The 19,119-nt window shown below is 70.2% G+C and carries 18 protein-coding genes; 7 read left to right on the top strand and 11 right to left on the bottom strand.

Going from position 1 to position 19,119, the window contains the following annotated elements; genetic code table 11:
• Nucleotides 1-13: 13 nt before the first annotated feature.
• The 8 genes from CQ045_RS09080 to CQ045_RS09045 form a co-directional block, all read right to left on the bottom strand.
• A complete protein-coding gene (locus CQ045_RS09080) occupies nucleotides 14-2,167 on the bottom strand; it encodes a peptidase C14 (RefSeq protein ID WP_105722869.1) in 2,154 nt (717 codons plus the stop codon).
• A 107-nt stretch (nucleotides 2,168-2,274) separates the two neighbouring features.
• Nucleotides 2,275-3,225 (bottom strand): GNAT family N-acetyltransferase, encoded by a 951-nt coding sequence (locus CQ045_RS09075; protein WP_105722867.1) that lies wholly within the window; start codon nucleotides 3,223-3,225, stop codon nucleotides 2,275-2,277.
• 58 nt (nucleotides 3,226-3,283) lie between these two features.
• On the bottom strand, nucleotides 3,284-4,297 hold the full coding sequence (locus CQ045_RS09070) for a hydroxyacid dehydrogenase (protein ID WP_105723229.1): 1,014 nt from the start codon (nucleotides 4,295-4,297) through the stop codon (nucleotides 3,284-3,286).
• A gap of 8 nt (nucleotides 4,298-4,305) precedes the next feature.
• The gene (locus CQ045_RS09065) at nucleotides 4,306-5,367 is read right to left on the bottom strand and encodes a dihydrodipicolinate synthase family protein (protein ID WP_105722865.1); all 1,062 of its coding nucleotides are present in this window, start codon (nucleotides 5,365-5,367) and stop codon (nucleotides 4,306-4,308) included.
• The gene (locus CQ045_RS09060; protein ID WP_105722863.1) at nucleotides 5,367-6,401 is read right to left on the bottom strand and encodes an NAD(P)-dependent oxidoreductase; all 1,035 of its coding nucleotides are present in this window, start codon (nucleotides 6,399-6,401) and stop codon (nucleotides 5,367-5,369) included. Before CQ045_RS09060 ends, CQ045_RS09065 begins: the two co-directional genes overlap by 1 nt.
• A 19-nt stretch (nucleotides 6,402-6,420) precedes the next feature.
• Nucleotides 6,421-7,338 carry a carbohydrate ABC transporter permease gene (locus CQ045_RS09055; protein WP_105722861.1) on the bottom strand — a complete coding sequence of 306 codons (918 nt, stop codon included), beginning with the start codon at nucleotides 7,336-7,338 and terminating at the stop codon, nucleotides 6,421-6,423.
• Nucleotides 7,335-8,240, bottom strand: a complete 906-nt coding sequence (locus CQ045_RS09050) for a carbohydrate ABC transporter permease (protein ID WP_105722859.1) — start codon at nucleotides 8,238-8,240, stop codon at nucleotides 7,335-7,337. The genes CQ045_RS09055 and CQ045_RS09050 overlap by 4 nt, the downstream gene beginning before the upstream one ends.
• 72 nt (nucleotides 8,241-8,312) lie before the next feature.
• Complete coding sequence (locus CQ045_RS09045) at nucleotides 8,313-9,554, bottom strand: ABC transporter substrate-binding protein (RefSeq protein ID WP_105722857.1); 1,242 nt, start codon at nucleotides 9,552-9,554, stop codon at nucleotides 8,313-8,315.
• 189 nt (nucleotides 9,555-9,743) lie between these two features.
• Between CQ045_RS09045 and CQ045_RS09040 the strand changes: the two genes are divergently transcribed.
• Genes CQ045_RS09040 through CQ045_RS09015 form a run of 6 tightly spaced genes read left to right on the top strand, consistent with a single transcriptional unit; the run spans nucleotide 9,744 to nucleotide 15,759 of the window.
• Nucleotides 9,744-10,916 (top strand): ROK family transcriptional regulator, encoded by a 1,173-nt coding sequence (locus CQ045_RS09040; RefSeq protein ID WP_105722855.1) that lies wholly within the window; start codon nucleotides 9,744-9,746, stop codon nucleotides 10,914-10,916.
• The gene (locus CQ045_RS09035; RefSeq protein ID WP_105722853.1) at nucleotides 10,913-11,938 is read left to right on the top strand and encodes a Gfo/Idh/MocA family protein; all 1,026 of its coding nucleotides are present in this window, start codon (nucleotides 10,913-10,915) and stop codon (nucleotides 11,936-11,938) included. The genes CQ045_RS09040 and CQ045_RS09035 overlap by 4 nt, the downstream gene beginning before the upstream one ends.
• The gene (locus CQ045_RS09030) at nucleotides 11,935-12,960 is read left to right on the top strand and encodes a Gfo/Idh/MocA family protein (RefSeq protein ID WP_105722851.1); all 1,026 of its coding nucleotides are present in this window, start codon (nucleotides 11,935-11,937) and stop codon (nucleotides 12,958-12,960) included. Before CQ045_RS09035 ends, CQ045_RS09030 begins: the two co-directional genes overlap by 4 nt.
• 38 nt (nucleotides 12,961-12,998) lie before the next feature.
• Entirely contained in the window at nucleotides 12,999-14,216 is a 1,218-nt protein-coding gene (locus CQ045_RS09025; RefSeq protein ID WP_105722849.1) for an aminotransferase class III-fold pyridoxal phosphate-dependent enzyme, read from the top strand.
• Nucleotides 14,213-14,962 (top strand): amidohydrolase family protein, encoded by a 750-nt coding sequence (locus tag CQ045_RS09020; RefSeq protein WP_105722847.1) that lies wholly within the window; start codon nucleotides 14,213-14,215, stop codon nucleotides 14,960-14,962. The genes CQ045_RS09025 and CQ045_RS09020 overlap by 4 nt, the downstream gene beginning before the upstream one ends.
• A complete protein-coding gene (locus CQ045_RS09015; RefSeq protein ID WP_105722845.1) occupies nucleotides 14,959-15,759 on the top strand; it encodes an amidohydrolase family protein in 801 nt (266 codons plus the stop codon). Before CQ045_RS09020 ends, CQ045_RS09015 begins: the two co-directional genes overlap by 4 nt.
• A gap of 14 nt (nucleotides 15,760-15,773) precedes the next feature.
• Here CQ045_RS09015 and CQ045_RS09010 read toward each other — a convergent pair whose 3' ends face one another.
• Together CQ045_RS09010 and CQ045_RS09005 are read right to left on the bottom strand one after the other, a co-directional pair.
• Complete coding sequence (locus CQ045_RS09010) at nucleotides 15,774-16,649, bottom strand: hypothetical protein (protein WP_105722843.1); 876 nt, start codon at nucleotides 16,647-16,649, stop codon at nucleotides 15,774-15,776.
• Complete coding sequence (locus CQ045_RS09005) at nucleotides 16,646-17,215, bottom strand: RNA polymerase sigma factor (RefSeq protein ID WP_105722841.1); 570 nt, start codon at nucleotides 17,213-17,215, stop codon at nucleotides 16,646-16,648. The genes CQ045_RS09010 and CQ045_RS09005 overlap by 4 nt, the downstream gene beginning before the upstream one ends.
• A gap of 319 nt (nucleotides 17,216-17,534) precedes the next feature.
• Between CQ045_RS09005 and CQ045_RS09000 the strand changes: the two genes are divergently transcribed.
• On the top strand, nucleotides 17,535-18,539 hold the full coding sequence (locus CQ045_RS09000; protein WP_105723227.1) for a magnesium and cobalt transport protein CorA: 1,005 nt from the start codon (nucleotides 17,535-17,537) through the stop codon (nucleotides 18,537-18,539).
• 249 nt (nucleotides 18,540-18,788) lie between these two features.
• On the opposite strand, the gene CQ045_RS19170 is transcribed toward CQ045_RS09000, so the two are convergent.
• Nucleotides 18,789-19,049, bottom strand: coding sequence for a helix-turn-helix transcriptional regulator (locus tag CQ045_RS19170; protein ID WP_181156507.1), 261 nt, complete (start codon nucleotides 19,047-19,049; stop codon nucleotides 18,789-18,791).
• Between the last annotated feature and the right edge of the window lie 70 nt (nucleotides 19,050-19,119).

Genomic DNA, 19,119 nt, shown 5'->3' with positions numbered 1-19,119 from the left:
GGGGTGCGGGCGGTCAGACGACGAGGTTGGCGGTGTCGACGACGCGGTCGCCCTCGGCGGGGAAGGCCGCGCGCGTGACGCCCGACTCGACGTTGCCGGTGTGCAGCAGGGTCGACGAGCCGCCGAACGCGGCATCCGCCAGCTCCAGCGCCCCGCCCTCGAAGCGGTTGCCGACCGCCCGATAGTGGGTGGCCCCCTTCGTCAGCGAGACGTGCGTGGCCGACTCCTCGGCACGGAAGGTGCTGTCGGTCAGCGTCACGTGCAGCTCGCCGTCGCCGGTCCGCGCGACGCCGACCCCGCCCTTGAGGGCGACGTCCGATCCCGCGATCTCGACCGCCTGGCGTTCGCCCCGCGCCGCCGCGATGCGGGCGTTGCGCAGTGTGGATCCCTCGAAGCGCAGGCGACCCGACGACGAGGCGATGGGCGCCGCGTCGTCCGCGGCGTTGAGCGTCGATCCACGGAACGTGACCGCCCCGGCGCCCGCGATCTTCATGCCGCCGACCCGATCGAGCACGGTGTCGACGAACGTCACCGGGGTGTTGACGGTGGCGTTCGTGAGCTCACCCGGAGCGACGAACGTGAAGTGCGAGTCGGCGATCACGGTCGGGCGCGCCGAGTTGTCGGATGCCTGCGTGATCACGAGGGTGTCGGATGCCGTGCACCCCCGCAGCTGCGCGCCGTCGGCGTTGATCCACAGCATCCCGGACCCGTCGAGCGAGGGCTTGCCGATCACCTGCACGTCTTCGAGGGTCAGGTCGGTGATGCGCACGCGCGCGACGAACCATGAGCACACGTGTTTGCGCACCGTGATGCGCTTCGCCGCGGATCCCCACGCCGCCCCGGAGTTCGCGAACGTCATGAGCCCCGAGTTCCCGGTGTACGTGAGGTCGTGCTCGTACTGCCCGTGCGTGACGAACGGACCCTGGTCGTCGCCGTCACCGTGGCAGTTCTCGACCAGGCAGTAGGCGCTCGCGGTGAAGTCGTTCAGGTGCCGCGCGTTCGCGGTGTGGCAGTTGGCGACGTATCCGTACAGGCAGTAGATCTGCTGGGTCAGATAGCCGGCGCCGCCCCAGGTCACCGAGGTGGGGTTCTTGAGCGTGCAGCTCACGGTCGAGTAGTACGTGTTCCACCGACGCTGGATGAGTGGCCAGAAGGTGCCCGTGCCGTCGATGTGGTCGACGTCGCAGCGCACCGCGTACTCGAAGGCGAGCGGGTGCGACCCGGTGTACTCGTCGGTCCCGGTGCCGAGGAAGGCCAGGTTCGACACCGTCACGTCGTGCACCGGCACCACCCGCCGCCAGGTCATCGTGCGGTCCTCGCCGAGCGGCCAGCCGTTCTTGTAGTTGATGCGGATGTGCGTGCCGTCGACGATCTGCGTCACCTGCACCAGCCGCTGCAGCTCGCGCTCCCAGCGACCGGAGAGTGCGTTCACCTCGGCCGCGTACCAGTCGCCGACGGCGAAGAACGAGGAGTCGGCGACGGGGAAGATGTCGCCGAGGTCGGGCACGGGCTCGTTCAGGCGCGCCTCCTGCACGGCATCGGTGACCTCGCCGCGGAAGAACATCACCGCCGCGAACGGGTCGTCCTTGCCGGCGTTCTCGATGCCGACGGTCGTCATCAGGTGACCGCCGAAGTCGAACGCGATGTTCGAGCGGGAGAACGTGTGCCGGCGCACGAAGTTGAGGGCGGTGCGTGCCTCGATGCGATGGATGCTCGCGTCGTTCACCATCGCGTCGAGGGCGTCGTCGGCGTTCACGGTCGCGTCGAGGATCCCGAAGGTCCGGAAGTCGACGACCCCGTCGTGCACGAGCAGCCACGCTCCGCCCTTGGGCCCGGCGAGCACGGTGCCGCCGTTCGCCGCGGGACCGTCCTTCTTCACGAAGCGGTAGAGCCCGGCGCCGCCGTCTCCGGCCGCCGCGTACCCGGTCGTGCGCACGAGGTCGCCCTCCTTGCCCTTGCGCTTCGCGAGCTCGGCGGCCGTACCGCCGTTGGCGACGTTCTTCGAACCCGATGAGTCCTGCGGCACGAGAGGGCCCGCGGCCTGCGCGGGTGTCGGCATGCCGACGGCAGCCACCCCGCCCAGTGCGGCCGCGCCGAATCCGGCGAGCAGCATGCGCCTGCTGCGCAGGGCCGCGGTCTCGGTCTCGATGTTCTCCAGCTGGGTCATGGTCATCCTCCTTGCGGCATCTTCGCCGCGCTCAGGCGTCCGGCCTCCGGCCGAGCCGCATCCTCCGATCGATCCCCAGTCCCCAGTGCTGTTCTCCGAGCGGATGCTCAGAAGTAGTCGGCCTCCGTGAAGTGGCGGATGCCGTGCAATCGCGCCGCGCGCCGCAGCGGGCGGATCATGCCGGTGCGGTCGTCCTGCCGCACCGCCTCGGGTGCGAACTCCTGCGCGGCGCGTTCGTCGTCCGCCAGGGCGGCGACGGCGAGATCGCAGGTGGCCACCCCGACGGCTGCCCACTCCGCGGCGACCGCGGCGAGCAGGTCGCGGTGCACCCCGGCAGCATCGGCGGCATCGGGGAGCACGGCGCTCTCCAGGAGCATGCCGACCTCTCCGCGCACCCGGGCGATCGCGTACCCGACGACCGCGGAGCCCTCGATCCGCCGGTACAGCATCGCTCCGCGCATCCGCACCTCCGCCATCGACCAGTCGCGGTCGCTCCGCACCGGGGCGAGGGCCACCCGTCCCGCGCGGGAGCACTCGTACGTCTCCCGCACGGATCCGAGGCTCCCGGTGCCGACGGTCTCGCGCACGACCCGACCCTCGGGCTCGGACCTGCGCTCGGCGGCGGCTTCCGCGACCGCCGGAGCGCGCCAGGGGCCGGTCAGCGTGCGCGGCATCGAGAACGTCTCGAACCCGCGGGAGCGGTACACCTCCGGCGTGCCCGTGAACAGCAGAGCCCAGTCGGCGTCCCTCGCGGCCTCCAGCGTCGCGGTGACGAGCCGACGGGCGAGCCCTCGCCCTCGGGCACGCTCGGCGACCGCGACGCTCCCGATCGCATGCACGTCGGCGATGCCTCCGCCGGATTCGCGCAGCCGTTTGGGCAGGCCGTGGATCGAGCCGCAGAGGCCCGCGTCGTCTTCGGCCACGAGCGTGTGGGCGAGGCGGTCGTCATCGACCAGCCACTGCTCAGGGGTGAGCGGAGGAGTGAAGGCCGTCGCCCACAGCGCGGTGAGCCCGGTCTCGTCCCCGGCCCGAGCCACCCGGATCGTCGCCGCGCTCACGGCTCCTCCCGCACGAACTGGACGGCATGCACCCACGCGAGGCCCCGCGGCGACCCGGTCATGCCATCGAAGACAGCTGTGCGCGGTCGACGGTGTGTGCGAGCGGTCGCCCCGCGGCGAAGGCTTCGACCTCGTCGGCGACGATGCGCCCCTGACGCAGCCGCCCCTGGCTCGTGCCCGCCGCGCGGTGCGGGGTCACCAGCACCCCGGGCAGCGAGCGGAACGGACTGTCCGCGGCGAACGGCTCCTCGTCGAACACGTCGATCGCGGCGCTGAGGCGGCCGCGCTGCAGCTCCTCGATCAGCGCGGCCTCGTCGACCAGCCACGAGCGTGCCGTGTTGACGAGCCCCGCGCCGTCGCGCATCAGTGCGAGCTCACGGCGGCCGATCAGATGGTGGGTCTCCGGCAGCGTGGGCGCGTGCACCGCGACGATCTGCGCACGCCGGAGGGCGTCGTCGAGAGCGACGAGCTCGGCCCCGAGCGCCGCCGCGGCCTCCGCGTCGATGGTGGGGTCGACCAGCAGCGGCCCTGCTCCGAGCGCACGGATGAGTTCGAGATACGCGCGTCCGGTGCGGGAGGCGCCGATCACGGCGATGGGCGTGCCGAGGATCTCGCGCTGCACGCCGACGGCATCCGCGTCGTACCAGCCGTCGCCGGCCCGCAGCGCATTGTGCATCTCGGGCACCCGGTGCAGGAGCGCGAGGGTGAACGTCAGCGAGACCTCGGCCACCGGTCGCGCCATGCCTGCGCCGGCCTGGGTGACCCGGATGCCGCGATCGAACAGCGCATCCGTCGCGAAGGGCTTGATCGTGGCGCCGGTGTGCGCGATGAGCTCGAGCTTCGGCAGCGACGCGAGCACGGCCGCATCGAAGGGGCCGACGCCCCAGCTCGTGATGACGATGCGCGCCTCGGCCGGCTCCGCGTCCGCGAGTCGGTCGACGCGCACGAAAGAGCCCCCGAGTCGAGCGGCCACAGCCTGCAGCCGCTCGGCATCCTCCGCAGAGAAGAATTCCGCGAAGAGCTCTCGCGAGACGACCGCGACCACGGTCGGCGCTCCGGTTCCCGCGCTCATCGCCGCACTCATGCCAACCAGGCCTCGAGGTTCTCGGCGATGAAGGCGTCGTCGTTCAGGGCGGGATACGCGTGGCGCACCCGCTCGATCTCCGCGGCCTGGCCCGGCGAGAGACCCTCTGCGGGGTCGAGGCACCAGGTGCCGTCGAGCAGGCCCTGCTGGCGGAGCATCTCGTGCACGCCGGCGATCACGCCGTGGAAGTCGTTGCCCGGGTCGAACACCGCCTGGTTGACGTCGACCATGTCGCTGGCGACGAGTCCCAGCTCGCGGTAGGCCTCCGCGTCGCCGGCCATCGCGCGCTGTGCGCGTTCGAGGAGCGCGACCGCGGCACGCGTGCCGACCGCCCACTGGCCGAGGAGCCCGCCGACGAAGCGCAGGGTGCGCGGACCATCCGGTGACTCCACGTGGAACTCGGACAGCAGGTCGGCGACGATCGCGTCGTCGTTGCCGGTGTACAGCGCGATCTCGTCGGCGCGACCGGAGGCGGCGACGCCGCGCACCAGTTCCAGCGTGCGGTACCGGTCGAATGGCGCGGCCTTGACCGCGACGACGGCCGGGATCGACGCGAACTCGCGCCAGAAGTCGCGGTCGAGCACGGGCCCGCCGATCGCGGTCTGCAAGTAGAAGCCCACCACCGGCAGCACCTCACCCACGGCGCGGGCGCGTTCGAGCAGGGCACGCTCGTCGGCGCCCGCGACGCGAGGACTCACCAGCACGGCGTCGTACCCGAGGTCGCGGGCGAGCTCGGCTTCGGCGACCGCCTGAGCGGTGCCGCCGGCGACGCCGGCGATGCGCACCACGTCGGCACTCGCCCGCGCGTCCAGCTCCTCGGCGGCGAGGGCGAGCACGGGTTCCAGGAGCGCATGCTCCGGGTCGCGGATCTCGAACTGGGTCGTGTGCACCCCGACGGCGATGCCTCCGGCGCCGGCGTCGAGGTAGTAGCGGGTGAGCGCGCGCTGGCGTCGCTCGTCGATGCGCCGCTCGGCGGTGAGCGCGAGGGGATGCGCCGGGATCACCGCACCGCGGGCGAGGGTGGCCGCGGCCTCCGGTCGCAGGGTGGGAACCGCCATCAGAACTTCCCGTCCCGGACGGCCCACTTGGTCGGCTTCGCGATCATCGGCAACCCGTTCTCGATCCAGTCGGCCTGCAGGCCGATCAGGGTCTCGGCGGAGACCGCCGGGTAGCCGAACAGGGCCATGCACCGGCGGGCGTCGCTGAGCAGCGCGGTGGGCTGGGGCTCGTCGACGATCTCGACCTCACGATCGAAGAGGGTGCCGAAGCGGCGGGCGATCGACTCGACGCTCAGCAGCTCGGGACCGGTGAGGTTGATCGTGAACGGGGCGGTCGAGGCGTGCACGAGGCTGCGCAGCACGACCTCGTTCGCGTAGCCCTGCCAGATGACGTTGACGTTCGCGGTCGCGACCGAGACCGGCTGGCCTGCATGCACGGCGCTGCCGATGTCGGCGAGCACGCCGTAACGCAGGTCGACGGCGTAGTTGAGGCGGATGATCGCGACCTTGGTGCCGCGCTCCTGCGCGCCGAACTCGAAGACGCGCTCGCGCCCGAGGCACGACTGGGCGTACTCCCCGATCGGGGCGGGCTGGACCTCTTCGGATGCCCCGCCCGACGAGGCGGGCAGGAACGGATAGACGTTGCCGGTGGAGAGCACGGAGATGGCGCTGTCGCGGTAGCGACGGGCGACGCGGTCGGGCAGCGCGGCGTTGACCTCCCAGGCCCACGAGGCGTTGGTCGCGGCGCCGAACTTCGCGCCGACCATGAAGACCACGTTCGGAGCATCCGGCAGCGCGGAGAAGTCGTCGTTCTCGATCAGGTCGAACGAGACGACCTTCACGCCCGCGGCCTCGAGGCGCTCGCGGATCGCGGCGTCGCCGAAGCGGGAGACGGCGTACACGGCGTCGTCCCGGCGCCCGGCGGCATCCAGGCCGCGGCGCGCGAGCATGGCCAGCGTCGGGCCCATCTTGCCGCCTGCGCCGAGGATCACGAGGTCGCCCGCCCCGCGCGCGAGGTCGTCGACCAGGCCGGCGCTCGGCGTCGCGAGCGCTTCCTCGAGCTCCGCCTCTGAAGTGAAGATGTGCTGAGTCATGTGGTGCTTTCCCTTCTTCTCAGCCCTTGATGCCCGTACCGGCCACGCCCTCCTGCACGTACCGCTGAGCGATGAGGTACGCGAGGAAGATGGGCAGCAGCGCGACGACGGATCCGGCGAGCATGGTGCTCAGCGGGACGTTCTGCTGCTGCAGCGACGAGATGCCGACGGTGAGTGTGAACATCGCGTTGGACTTCGCGATGATGAGCGGCCACAGGAAGTCGTTCCAGTGCCAGAGGAAGACGAAGATGCCGAGGGTGGCGAGGATCGGCTTGCACAGCGGCAGCACGATCCGCAGGAAGATGCGGAACTCGCCCGCACCGTCGATGCGGGCGGCCTCGAACAGCTCGTCGGGGAGGCCCGAGATGAACTGCCGCATCAGGAACACGGCCTGGGCGTTCGCGAGCGAGGGCAGGATCAGACCCCAGTACGTGTCGACACCGCCGAGGTTCGCCATCAGGATGAACGTCGGGATGAGGGTGACGTGGAACGGCACCATCACCATCGCGAGGAACGACCAGAACATGACCTCTTTGCCGCGGAAGCGCTTCTTGGCGAAGGCGTAGCCCGCGAGCGCCGAGAGGAACAGCACCGCGACGACCGAGACGAGCGAGTAGATGAGGGTGTTGCCGAGCCAGCCGAGGATGTTCTGCCCCGCGAGCACCTGCTCGTAGGCCTCGAAGGAGATGTCCTGGAAGGGCAGCAGCGAACCGGGGAGTTCGACGACCATGCCGGGCTTCAGGCTCAGCACGACCATCGCGTAGAACGGGAAGAAGCTGAGGATGCCGGCGAGGCTCAGCCAGATCCATCGACCGACGATCCCCCAGCCGGTGGGCTGGAGTGCGCGGTAGGCGCGGCGCCGCTTGGCCGACGTCTTCGGCGGCATCACCGGCGACTGCGTCGGCGGCTGTGTCGGAGGCTGCAACAGAGCGGTCATTTCTGCTTTCCGATCACTAGGCGCTGGATGAGCGCGACGACGAGGGTCATGATGAACAGGGCCACGCCGATGGCGGCTGCGTAGCCGTAGTCGAAGTAGCGGAAGCCCTGGTCGTACAGCATGTACACGAGCGAGTAGCTGGCGTTCGCCGGTCCTCCCTGGGTCATCACGTAGATGACGTCGAAGACCTGGAAGGCGGCGGTCGTCTCGATGACCGCGAGGAAGAAGAACGTCGGCCGCAGCACCGGAAGGATGATGTACCGGAAACGCTGCCAGGCGTTGGCTCCGTCGACCAGTGCGGCTTCCTCGAGCTCACGCGGCACGTCCTGCAGCGCGGCGATGAGGATCATCATCCCGTAGCCGAATCGCGACCAGACGCCGACGACGATGATGGCCGGGATGACGAGCACGGTGCTGCCCAGCCAGGATCCGCCGAGACCCAGCGGGGTCATCAGCGCCGACCACGGACCGTTCGCGGAGAAGATCCAGATGAAGATGGACCCTGCCAGCACGAGCGAGGTGATGACGGGGAGGAAGAAGATCGAGCGGAAGAAGCGAGCGCCCCGGAAGGCGCGGCGCACGCCGAGCGCCATCACGGTGGAGAGCACGAGCGCGATCGGAACGGCGAACACCGTGTAGATCAGGGTGGTGCCCAGCGCCCGCCAGAACAGCGGGTCGGCGACCATGCGCTGAAAGTGGTCGAGTCCGCGCCAGGCGATCTCGCCGGTGATGTCGTAGTCGAAGAAGCTGAGCGCGACTCCGACGATGCTCGGACCGAAGCGGAAGGCGATGAAGAGGAGGAAGGCGGGGAGCACGAACAGGAAGGCGACTCGCGCCTCTCGTCGTGCGAGCACCCGCGTGACCCGCCCTGCGGGCCTCTTCGCCGTGGTTGCCGTCGTCATCAGTGGTACCTCACGTGGGGGGACGGAAGGGGGCGGGGGCGTGCGGTGTCTCTCCGCACGCCCCCGATCCTGCTACTTCTTGATCAGCGGTGCCGCAGCTGCCGCGGCGTCCTTCAGCGCATCCTCCGGGGACTTGTCCCCGAGGAGGGCCGCCTGGATCTCGGGAGCGAGCACGCCCATCAGCGCACGCGACGAGGCGTTGAGCTCGCCGACCGTGGTGTCGGGGACGTACTTCTCGACCTCGCCGAGCAGCGGGTCGTCCGCGTAGAGCGGCTCGGTGGTGCTGAGCGCCGAGAAGAACCCGGCCGCCTTGAGGTACGGCTCGACCACGTCGGCGCCGGTCGCGTACTCCGCGAACTTCGCCGCGGCATCCTGCGCCTTGGAGCCCTTGAGCACCGAGAGCGAGCCGACCGTGCCGTAGGCCACGGACTCCTTCTCGGTCAGCGGCGCGAGGACCTTGACGTTCTCCTCGCCCCAGAAGGGCACGACTTCGGTGACCGCGTTGTTCCACGTGCAGCCGACCTTGCCCTGGGCGACGGCGGTCTGCTCGAGCGGGACGTTGGTGGTGAGCGCCTCGGGGTCGAGGGCTCCCGCCTCCGCCAGGTCGGTGAGGAAGGTGAGCGCCTGCGTGCCCGCCTTGCTGTCGAACCCGACGTCGCCGTCCTTCGTGTAGACCTCGCCACCGGCCTGCCAGAGCAGCGGGTAGTAGGTGAGGTTGAGGGTGTTCTCGGCGGATGCCGGGTAGTTGAGGGCGTACATGCCCTTCTCCGTGAACTTGGGGGCCATCGCGGTGATGTCGTCCCAGGTCTCGGGGAACTCCGTGACGCCCGCGGCCTCGAACGCGGCGGCGTTGCAGATGAGCGGCATGGCGCTGGTGAGGATCGGGGCGCCGAGGATGTCGCCGTCGAGCGTGACCGACGTCTTCACGTTCGGCAGCAGCTCGCTCTGACGCTCTTCGCTCAGCAGATCGTTGAGCGGGGCGATCGACTTCTGGTACGCCGCGAGCTGGTCGGGGATCAGGTAGACGACGTCCGGGCCCTTGCCGGCCGCGATCGCCGTCTGGAGGGCCTCGTCGCGGTTCGCCCACGGGAAGATCTCGTAGGTGACGTTGATGTTCTCGTTCTTCTTCTCGAAGTCGGCGATCGTCGAGTCCCAGAAGTCCTTGTGCACCGCCTCGTCGGCGATGACCGGGTAGAGCCAGACCGTGATGTCCTGCTCACCCTCTGCGGTGTTGCCTCCGCCGGCCGAACATCCGGCCAACAGGGTGGCGGCCGCGATTCCCGCGACGACGCCGGTGATCTTGCTGACGCGCATGGTGCTCCTTTGCTTATACCGTGCTGAGTACGGTTCATTATGACACTGCAATGGGATAATTCGTCAAGTACAAGTTCTCAGACGGTTGTTTCAGCCGTGTTTCCAGTTCGAGAACGTCAAACCTTGATCTGAGAATCCGGTGTGCTAATTTGATCGCACCCGACGACGGAGAAGAAGAAGGGACAGCACATGGCCGTGACCAGTCCACTCTCGATCGTTGCGCGATCCGCACTGCAGCTGCGCGATGCCGGTCCTGCGACCGTGAACGACCTCTCGCGTTCGCTCGAGATCTCGCGCACCTCGGTCGAGAACGCCGTGACCACGCTGAGCGAGTCGGGCATGATCGTCGACGCGCCGGTGCAGAACGGCGGCGGTGCCGGGCGACCCGCACGGCGCTACTCCTTCCACGCCGCCGCCGGGACCGTCGTCGGTGTCGACATCGGCGTCGCGAGCGTCCGCGTCGTGCTGGCCGACCTGGCCGGGGCCGTGATCGCGCAGCGCAACTACTCCGGCGTCGCCGCACACCCCGACGGGGCCTCCAAGCTCGCGGCCGTCATCGACGACGTGCGCCGCACCCTCTCGGCCGTCTCGATCGCCGCCTCGAAAGTGCGCGCGGTCGGCGTCTCCCTCCCCGGCATCGTCGACGATGCCGGGCGCGTGACCACCTCGGTCGTGATCCCCGAGTGGTCGGGGATCGACATCGGCTCGCAGCTGCGGCAGGCGTTCGGCTGCCCCGTCGCCGTCGACAACGGCGTGCGCCTGGCCGCGGTCGCCGAGCACCACCTCGGCGTGGCACAGCTCGTCGACGACGTCATCTACCTCTCGGTCGGCAACCGCATCGCGATGGGCCTCATCCTCGGCGGGCGTCCGCGCCGCGGCATCCACAACGCCGCCGGCGACATCGGCCGCCTCGCCTTCCGCGGACTGAACACCGAGACCGGACAGATCTCGTGGCGGACCGCCCCGACCGCCGCCGAGGTCTTCGCGAAGGCACGCGGCGGAGACGCGGTCGCCCAGCAGGAGCTCGACGGCTTCATCGACGAGCTCGCCCACGGCATCGCCACCCTGACGATGACGGTCGACCCGGCGATGATCGTGATCGGCGGCGGACTCTCCGCCGCGCACGAACAGCTGCTCGACCCGCTGCGGGCAGCGCTCCCCGGTCACCTCGGCCTGCCGTTCCAGGTGCCGCTCGCCGAGGCGCGTCTGGGTGCCGAAGCTGCGGCCCACGGCGCTGTCGTGCACGCGTTCCAGCGGCACGCCGCCGAGATCTACGGCATCGAGGACATGCCGGCCCCGCCGATCACGCCCCTGCCGCACGAGCCGGCCGGAGTGGACGAGAACACCGAGGAGAAGCAGTGAGCACGTTGAAGGTCGGACTCATCGGCGCGGGCGGCATCTCGCGCGTGCACGCCGACGCCTGGCGCGCGCTCGGCGCCGAGGGATACGTGACCTCGCTCGCCAGAGCCGAGGAGATCGCCGAGGAGTACGGGTTCACGCTCGTCGCCGATGTCGACACCCTGATCGGACTCGTCGACATCGTCGACATCGTGACCCCGAGCAGCACGCACGCCGACTTCGCGCTGCGCGCCATCGCCCGAGGACGCGATGTCATCTGCGAGAAGCCGCTGGCGGCGACGGTCGAGGCCGCCGAGACGGTCGCCCGTGCCGCCGCGGAGGCCGGAGTGCGACTCTTCCCCGCCCACGTCGTGCGGTACATGGGCGAGTATGCGCAGATCAAGGCCGGCATCGACGCGGGGCAGATCGGCACGCTCGCGGTGCAGCGGTTCAGCCGCGCCGGCTCCGCTCCCCAGACGCCCTGGTTCTTCTCGGAGCGCGCGGGCGGCGGGGTGATCCGCGACCTGATGATCCACGACATCGACCAGGCGATCTGGTTCGCCGGGCCCGTCGCCACCGTCTTCGCGGTGCAGAACCCGCCGACCGTCGACGACCGGGTGCCTGCACCCGTCACCGCTCACGTGGTGCTGACGCACCGCAACGGCGTCATCAGTCATCTGCATGCCAGCTGGGTCGCCCCGGGGATGCCGTTCCGCACGAGCGTGGAGGTCGCAGGCTCCGAGGGACGCCTGCGCCACGACAGCGCCGAAGACCATGCGCTGCGCACGGATGCCGTGCTCGACGGCGGTGACACCGACTACCTCCCGCCGATGTCGCCGCAGGAGAGCCCGTACTTCTCCGAGATCGCCGACTTCGTCGCTGCCCTGCGTGAAGGTCGCGATGCCAGGGTCAGCCCTTCGGACGGCATCGAGGCCGTCGCCGTGGCCGAGGCCGCGTACGCCTCGATCGGCACGGGCGCCCCCGTCGCGCTGCCCGACGCCGTCCGTGAACGCGCCGCTTCCGACGCCGAGGAGGTCGTCCGATGACCGTTCCCGCCCCGCTGCGCATCGCCGTGCTGTCGTTCGCGCACACGCATGCCCTCAGCTACGTGCACGCGCTGAAGCAGGTGCCGGGGGTCGAGCTGATCGCCGCCGACCCCGACGGCGCCACTGCTCCCGACGACGCCCCCCGCGGTGCCGCGCTGGCCGCGGAGCTCGGCGTCGCCTACGTCGAGACGTACGACGAGGCCTTCGCGTGGAAGCCGGATGCCGTCGTCATCGCCGCCGAGAACTCCCGCCACCGTGCCCTCGTCGAGCGCGCCGCCGCCGCGGGGGTGCACGTGCTCTGCGAGAAGCCGCTGGCCACCACGGTCGACGACGCGATCGCGATGCAGGAGGCCTGCGAGCGGGCCGGCGTGATCCTGATGGTCGCCTACCCGGTCCGATTCGCGCCCGGCGTACGCGACGCGATCGCCGAACTGCGCAGCGGCCGACTCGGGCGGATCCTCGGCGTCACCGGCATCAACAACGGCAAGCTCCCCCAGGACCGGGCGTGGTTCACCGACCCCGAGCTGGCGGGCGGCGGCGCTCTCGTCGACCACGTCGTGCACTGCGCCGACCTCCTCGACGAGCTGCTCGGCGAGCGGGCCCGGTCCGTCCGCGCCGTCTCCAACAGCATCCTGCACGCGCAGCGCGAGCTCGCGGTCGAGACCGGCGGACTCGTCACGATCCAGTACCCGAGCGGCGTCGTCGCGACGATCGACTGCTCCTGGAGTTGGCCGATGAGCTCGGCCACCTGGGGCGGTCTCACGCTGCAGGTCGTCGCCGAGCGCGGCACCGTCACGGTCAGCCCCTTCGCCCAGGGCGTCGCCGGACACGATGCCCACGGTGAGACGTGGAGCCCGGTCGGCGCGGAGCTCGATGCGCTGCTGCTCGACGAGTTCGTCCGTGCCGTGCGCGAAGGCCGCCAGCCGCAGCCCGACGCCGGTGTCGGCATCCGCACGGTCGAGATCGCCAAGGCCGCCCAGGCCTCCGCGGCCCGCGGCGGCGAGGTCGTCGCACTCGCCTAGACCGAACACGACAGACGCAGACGGCAGAGAGGCCAGGCATGCAGACCCCGCAGACGACCACCGGATGGCGGCAGCGAGCTCTCGCGGTGATGCCGGTCGGATCGAGCACGAACTCCAAGGCGCCCACTCTGCTCCCGGACGAGCCGGAGGTCATCGTCCGCGGTCGAGGATGCCGGGTCTGGGACGACCGCGGGCGCGAGTTCATCGACTACCGGTGCGCGCTCGGCCCGGTCACGCTCGGGTACGCGGATCCGACCGTCGACGCCGCCATCCGCGCCCAGCTCGACGACGGCATCCTGTTCGGACACCCGCATCCGCTCGAGACGACGACGGCCGAGCTGTTCTGCGCGCTCGTTCCCGGCGCCGAGGCCGCGCGCTTCCTGAAGACGGGCGGCGAGGCGCTGGCCGCGGTGATCCGCATCGCCCGCGCCCACACCGGCCGCGACCGCGTGGTGCAGATCGGCTACAACGGCTGGCTCAACTCGCTCGCCGCGGGCGCCCGCGTGCTGCCCGGTGCGACATCGGATGCCGTGCCCGGGGTTCCGGCAGCCCTCGCCGCGCTGCACCACGCCGTCGACTGGGAGGATCGCGCCACACTCGATCGCCTGTTCCTCACCCGTGGATCGGAGATCGCGGTCATCCTCGTCGCCGCCGACTACCCCGCCGTCCCCGAGGCTGCCGGTTTCTACCGCTACCTGCGCGAACTCGCCGACCGGCACGGTGCCCTGCTGGCCTACGACGAGATGGTCACCGGGTTCCGGGTCGCGCTCGGCGGCATGGCCGAAGCCACCGGCGTGCTCCCCGACCTGTCGGTGTTCGGCAAGGGCATCGCGAACGGCATGCCGCTCGCCGTGTACTGCGGGCGGCGCGAGGTGCTCGGCGTCCTCGACCGCGGCGAGGTGGTCGTGACGTCGACCTACGGCGGCGAGACGCTGTCGCTCGCGGCGGCGACCGCGACGATGACGGCGATCCGCGACCGCGATGTCATCGCCCGCCTGCACGCCTCGGGAACGCGCCTGCAGGACGGCATGAACGCCGTGTTCGCCGAGGCCGGCTCCGGCATCCGGCTCGTCGGTCATCCGGCCTGCCCGCAGTTCGTGGGCTCCGACGCCGAGCTCCAGGGTTTCCTGCGGGCGGCCTTCCGCCACGGGCTCTCCTTCTACCGGGTCGTCTACGTCAACGCCGCACACACCGACGACGACATCGACGAGACCCTGCGTCGTGTCGCGGTGGCGGTGCGAGAGGCCGCGGCATGACCGGCATCGACGCCCACACGCACCTCGACGAGGGGCGTTTCGACCCGCAGGCGTTCGAGGCCGGAGAGCGCCTCGGCATCGATCTCTTCCTCTGCAGCAACATCGGGGGCTTCCAGCCGCACCCGAGCCTCGACGAGGTCACCGAGATGAACGCCGTCCTCGCCGGAGAGCTGCGCCGCCACCCGGATCATCTGCGCGGCTACTGCTACGTGAACCCGCGCTTCGGCCGTGACAGCCTCGACGACCTGCGGCGCAACGTCGAGGACCGCGGCATGATCGGCATCAAGCTCTGGATCGCGACCCTCGCCGACGACCCGCTCGCCGACCCGATCCTCGAGTACGCGGCCGAGCACCGCCTGATCGTGCTCGCTCATGCCTGGCGCAAGACCGTGGGGCAGTTCCCGTACGAGTCGACGGCCGACCACATCGCGGCGGCCGCCCGCCGTCATCCCGACGTGCGCTTCCTGATGGCGCACCTCGGCGGCCAGCCCGAGTCGGCGGTGAACACCGTGCGCGCCTGTCCGAACGTCGCGGTCGACACCTCGGGCACGATCATCGGCGCGGGCGAGGTGGCACTGGCCGTCGAGCGCCTCGGCTCCGACCGGGTGGTCTTCGGGTCCGACCTGCACCACATCGACCTCGCGGCGAACGTCGGCAAGGTGCTCGGCGCAGGGCTCGACGCCGACACCGAGGAGCGCGTCTTCGGCGGCACCGTCGGCCGCTGGCTCGCGGAGGTCGCCGCATGACCGTGCAGGGGCGCGCGATGCTGCGCGCGTTCGCCGACCTCGGTGCGACCGACACCACCTGCTTCCTCGGGCAGTGGCCGTACCGGCTGTCGGCCACCGCGGATGCCGATGCCCTGCGCGCCTACGCCGACCGCCTCGGGATGCGTTCGCTCTGGGTCTCGCACCTCGCATCGCTGTTCGGCTTCGACACGCGAGCCGGCAACCAGGCGGTACTCGCCGCCTGTGCGGACGACCCGCTGTTCCGGGTGTTCGCGACGCTCGATCCGCGGGATGCCACCTGGCGCGACGAACTCGACGAGGTGGTGGATGCCGGCGCTCAGGGCGTCCGCGTCGCTCCGGGCTTCCACCGCTGCGACGTCGCCGCCGTGCGCCCGGTGCTCGAGGCGTGCGCGGAACGCGGGCTCCCGCTGCAGCTGATCGCGCGGCTCGATGATGCCAGGGTGCGGCATCCGCTCTCCCCGGCGACCGACCTCGACGTGCATCGGATCGCGGACCTCGTATGGGACAGCCCCGCGCATCCGCTGCTGCTGAGCGGATTGAACCGCGCCGACTGGGTCGAGTTGAACCGGCATCTCGGCGACGCGGCGCCGGAGTGGCTGCGGCTCGACCTGTGGCACGTGAACGGTCCGACGCACATCGCCGACCGCCTCGGCGACGACCCGGAGCGCTGGGTGTTCGGCAGCGCCTTCCCCGTGCAGACGCCCGAGGCGACGGCGTTGCAGCTCGCGGCATCCGCGCTCCCGGCCGAAGCACTCCAGACGATCACCTCCGGCAACGCCGCCGCCATGCTCCCCTGAGGCCGCGGCCCGCGTCACCCGATGGGGAAGCTGCCGATGGCGGTGCGGCCGTCGCTCTCGTAGATGCGGATGGTCCAGCCCTCGGGGTACTTCTCGTCGCGTTCCGCCTGCCACTCGAGCGCTTCCTCCGGTGTGGCCGGCTGGGTCGGATGCTCGGGCGAGAACGCCGAGAGCTCCGACGCCCAGGCGTATCCCTCGACACCGGTGCCGTCGTCGGCGAGTCCCGCGACATGGATGAGGTCGGGCACGCCGTCGGGGCCGCCCTCCACCCCGTAGGTGTCGCCGTGTTGGTTCACGGCCAGACGGGTGGGCACGTGACGCACGTACTGCACGACCGCCGTCGCGCCCCCGCCGCGCTGCGCATCGAAGTACAGCTGCGTCGTGGTGTCGTCGAGCGGGAAGTCGTACCAGGTCTCCGAGCGCGGGGATCCGACGTCCTCCGGAGAGTACGACACGCTCGGGTTGTTGCCGTCCGCGGCAGTGCCCCAGCTGATCAGCCCGGCGGCGAGCGCGGTGAGCGTCACGCGGACATGCGTGGCCTCGCTCGGACGGTCTTCGAGCGACAGCGTCGACGCTCCCTCGATGACGCGGCTCTGCGGAGCGCCCAGCAGCGAGATCACGGGGGCTCCCGGTTCGGTGCCGGGTGGTGCCGTGATCGCCTCGCCGAGATCGGCGACCGGCTGACCCGCGGGCACGGACGGTGCGGCGTCCGTGAAGGTCCCGGTCGCGGCGAACGCGGCCGTCGACACCCCGGCACCGACCAGAGACCCGGCGAGCACGAGGGCCACGCCCCACAGACGCCGCCTCCGGGCAGGCTGCACACGCGCCGCCGCGTCGATCAGCTGAGCACGGATCACCGCGGATCGTTCCGGGGAGAACTGATCGGTCATGGTGTGCTTCCTTCTGTCGTCGAGAGGTCGTGCGGGGTCTGAGAGAGGCGGGCACGGAGCCGGGAGAGCCGCATCTTGGCGGCCGACTCGCTGATGCCGATGGCCTCGGCGGCTTCGCGGATGGTGAAGCCCTCGAGGGTGGTCAGCACCGCGAGGTGGCGATCCTGCTCCCGCGCCGTCGAGAGCACTTCGCGCACCCGGCGGGCACGGGAGGAGTCCTTCTCCGCGACCAGTTCCGCCGGGTCGGGCGCATGCTCCGGGTGCGGGAGGCGTTCGAGGAACCTCCGGTGCCGGCGTCGGGCGCGACTCGCGTTGAGGTGCACGTTCTGCGTCGTCACCAAGAGCCAGGGCAGCAGCGAGCCGTCGACGAATCTGACGGAGGATCGCTTCCGCCAGAGCTCCAGGAACACCATCGCGGTGAGGTCCTCGGCATCGGTCGGGCTGTTCCCCGCCGACAGTGCGCGGCGGAAGACGCGGTCGCGATGCCGATCCCAGACGACCCCAAAGGCGTCCGCGTCGCCGTCCAGCACGCGAAGCCACACGCCGCGGTCGTCCACTGCATCCATACTCCATAGTGTCCGCAGGCTCCCCGAAGGTCACACCTTCGCCGTGCGCGGATCCCGTGGACGCCGTTCTCAGGAGACGGGAGTAAGCTGGCGTGTTGGGTCGCTCGACCCGAAGAGTCCCGAAAGGCGGTGATGGCGATGTCCGGTGATAGTTACGACGCCGCCCTCGCTGCGTCGCGACTCCCTGCGTTCACGCGTTGACCCTCGGGTCCGCATTCGCACGTCCTTCTCCGCAGCTGTCGGCGGCGTCATCCGCCCCCTGACGAATCTGCGCACGGAGCTCTCTGCTGCCGTGCACCTGCGAGAACGGAACCGCATGATGGCGCTCATCGACAACGGCGTGTACGTCCACGGACGTCGCGTGGAGACCCCCAAGAACCTGGACGAGACCTACCGGATGCTGGATGCCGCCGGTGGCATCGCGTGGATCGGGCTGTACCGCCCGAGCCCGGAGGAGGTCGCATCCGTCGCACGCGAGTTCGATCTGCATCCGCTCGCTGTCGAGGATGCCCTCTCCGGCCACCAGCGGTCGAAGGTGGAGCGCTACGGCGACACCCTTTTCGCGGTGCTGCGGCCTGCCCGCTACCGCGACGAGCAGGAGTCGATCGAGTTCGGCGAGCTGCACCTGTTCGTCGGGCCCGACTTCGTGGTGACGATCCGGCACGCCGAGTCGCCGAACCTCGCCGCCGTGCGTGCCCGCATGGAGGCGAACCCCGAGCTGCTCGCGATGGGACCGGAGGCGGTGCTCTACGCGATCCTCGACGAGGTCGTCGACGGGTACGAGCCGATCGTCGCGGGACTCCTCAACGACATCGACGAGATCGAGGACCAGCTCTTCGGCGACGGCGACGACGACAGCGCCCTCTCCCGGCGGATCTACGAGCTCTCCCGCGAGGTCATCAACTTCCAGCGCGCCGTGCACCCCCTCAGCGGGATGCTGGAGTGGCTGCGCCGCGGGTCGGAGAAGTACCGCATCGATGAGGAGCTGCAGCGGTCGTTGCGCGACGTGCTCGACCACACGATCCGCGTCAACGAGCGGGTCGACTCGTTCCGGGCGATCCTCGAGAACGCGCTGACCGTGCACTCCGCGCTCGTCGCCCGCCGACAGACCGAGGCCGGGCTCGCGCAGAACGACGAGATCAAGAAGATCTCCTCCTGGGCGGCGATCATCTTCGCCCCGACGCTGGTCGGCACGGTCTACGGCATGAACTTCGACGTGATGCCCGAGCTGCACTGGGCCTTCGGCTACCCGATGGCGATCGGGGCGATGGCGGCCTTCGCCGTCGGGCTCTTCGGGGTGTTCAAGTACAAGAAGTGGTTGTGAGGCGCGGCGCGGCCATGCGCCTCACGGCGCGCTGAACCTCGGATGGTCGACTGCCCGCGTCAGCGTGAACGGTCGCGGCCTGACCTCGCGCGCATCGTGCGGACCACGGCAGGAAGCACGACCATCCCGAGCACCCAGAACACCGCGCCCCAGATCAGCGCATCGCCGATGAACGGCAACCACTCTGTTAGACATGGCCATGTGTCAGATCTCTTATGCGCAGATGTAGCGGGTAACATAATACTTTTGTCATAGGATGTTGCTAAGCGAGTTCAGCAGCGCTGCGAGCTCTCCGTCGTCCGGTTCCAGCACGGCAATTAACCGGAGGAACGTATCCAGCATCACTCCGTTGGCGCCTCGGCTCAACCCGGCCCGCTCAAGTCGCCCATACGTCGGGACGGCGATGCCTGCGCGAAGGGCCAAAGCCTCCTGGGATATCCCGCGAGCGATACGGATTCTGTATAACCAGGTCGACACGACCTCGACTGGCGTCGGCGCTGGTACTGCCATGCATCCCCCCGGGGCCATTTTCACCAACCCCCTCTTGGCCGGCGAGGCGACGCTACAGCAACCGCACGCT

The organism is Microbacterium sp. MYb66 (assembly GCF_002979435.1).
Classification (GTDB): domain Bacteria; phylum Actinomycetota; class Actinomycetes; order Actinomycetales; family Microbacteriaceae; genus Microbacterium.
Note: the sequence above shows the minus strand (reverse complement) of the source record. Positions and strands in the feature narration are given on the sequence as shown.

Coding starts and splice junctions, on each gene's coding strand:
- CQ045_RS09005 (WP_105722841.1), bottom strand. CDS start 17,215: ATGGATGCAGTGGACGACCGCGGCGTGTGGCTTCGCGTGCTGGACGGC.
- CQ045_RS09030 (WP_105722851.1), top strand. CDS start 11,935: ATGACCGTTCCCGCCCCGCTGCGCATCGCCGTGCTGTCGTTCGCGCAC.
- CQ045_RS09025 (WP_105722849.1), top strand. CDS start 12,999: ATGCAGACCCCGCAGACGACCACCGGATGGCGGCAGCGAGCTCTCGCG.
- CQ045_RS19170 (WP_181156507.1), bottom strand. CDS start 19,049: ATGGCAGTACCAGCGCCGACGCCAGTCGAGGTCGTGTCGACCTGGTTA.
- CQ045_RS09055 (WP_105722861.1), bottom strand. CDS start 7,338: ATGACCGCTCTGTTGCAGCCTCCGACACAGCCGCCGACGCAGTCGCCG.
- CQ045_RS09010 (WP_105722843.1), bottom strand. CDS start 16,649: ATGACCGATCAGTTCTCCCCGGAACGATCCGCGGTGATCCGTGCTCAG.
- CQ045_RS09040 (WP_105722855.1), top strand. CDS start 9,744: ATGGCCGTGACCAGTCCACTCTCGATCGTTGCGCGATCCGCACTGCAG.
- CQ045_RS09000 (WP_105723227.1), top strand. CDS start 17,535: ATGGCGCTCATCGACAACGGCGTGTACGTCCACGGACGTCGCGTGGAG.
- CQ045_RS09080 (WP_105722869.1), bottom strand. CDS start 2,167: ATGACCCAGCTGGAGAACATCGAGACCGAGACCGCGGCCCTGCGCAGC.
- CQ045_RS09065 (WP_105722865.1), bottom strand. CDS start 5,367: ATGGCGGTTCCCACCCTGCGACCGGAGGCCGCGGCCACCCTCGCCCGC.
- CQ045_RS09045 (WP_105722857.1), bottom strand. CDS start 9,554: ATGCGCGTCAGCAAGATCACCGGCGTCGTCGCGGGAATCGCGGCCGCC.
- CQ045_RS09020 (WP_105722847.1), top strand. CDS start 14,213: ATGACCGGCATCGACGCCCACACGCACCTCGACGAGGGGCGTTTCGAC.
- CQ045_RS09050 (WP_105722859.1), bottom strand. CDS start 8,240: ATGACGACGGCAACCACGGCGAAGAGGCCCGCAGGGCGGGTCACGCGG.
- CQ045_RS09070 (WP_105723229.1), bottom strand. CDS start 4,297: ATGAGCGCGGGAACCGGAGCGCCGACCGTGGTCGCGGTCGTCTCGCGA.
- CQ045_RS09060 (WP_105722863.1), bottom strand. CDS start 6,401: ATGACTCAGCACATCTTCACTTCAGAGGCGGAGCTCGAGGAAGCGCTC.
- CQ045_RS09015 (WP_105722845.1), top strand. CDS start 14,959: ATGACCGTGCAGGGGCGCGCGATGCTGCGCGCGTTCGCCGACCTCGGT.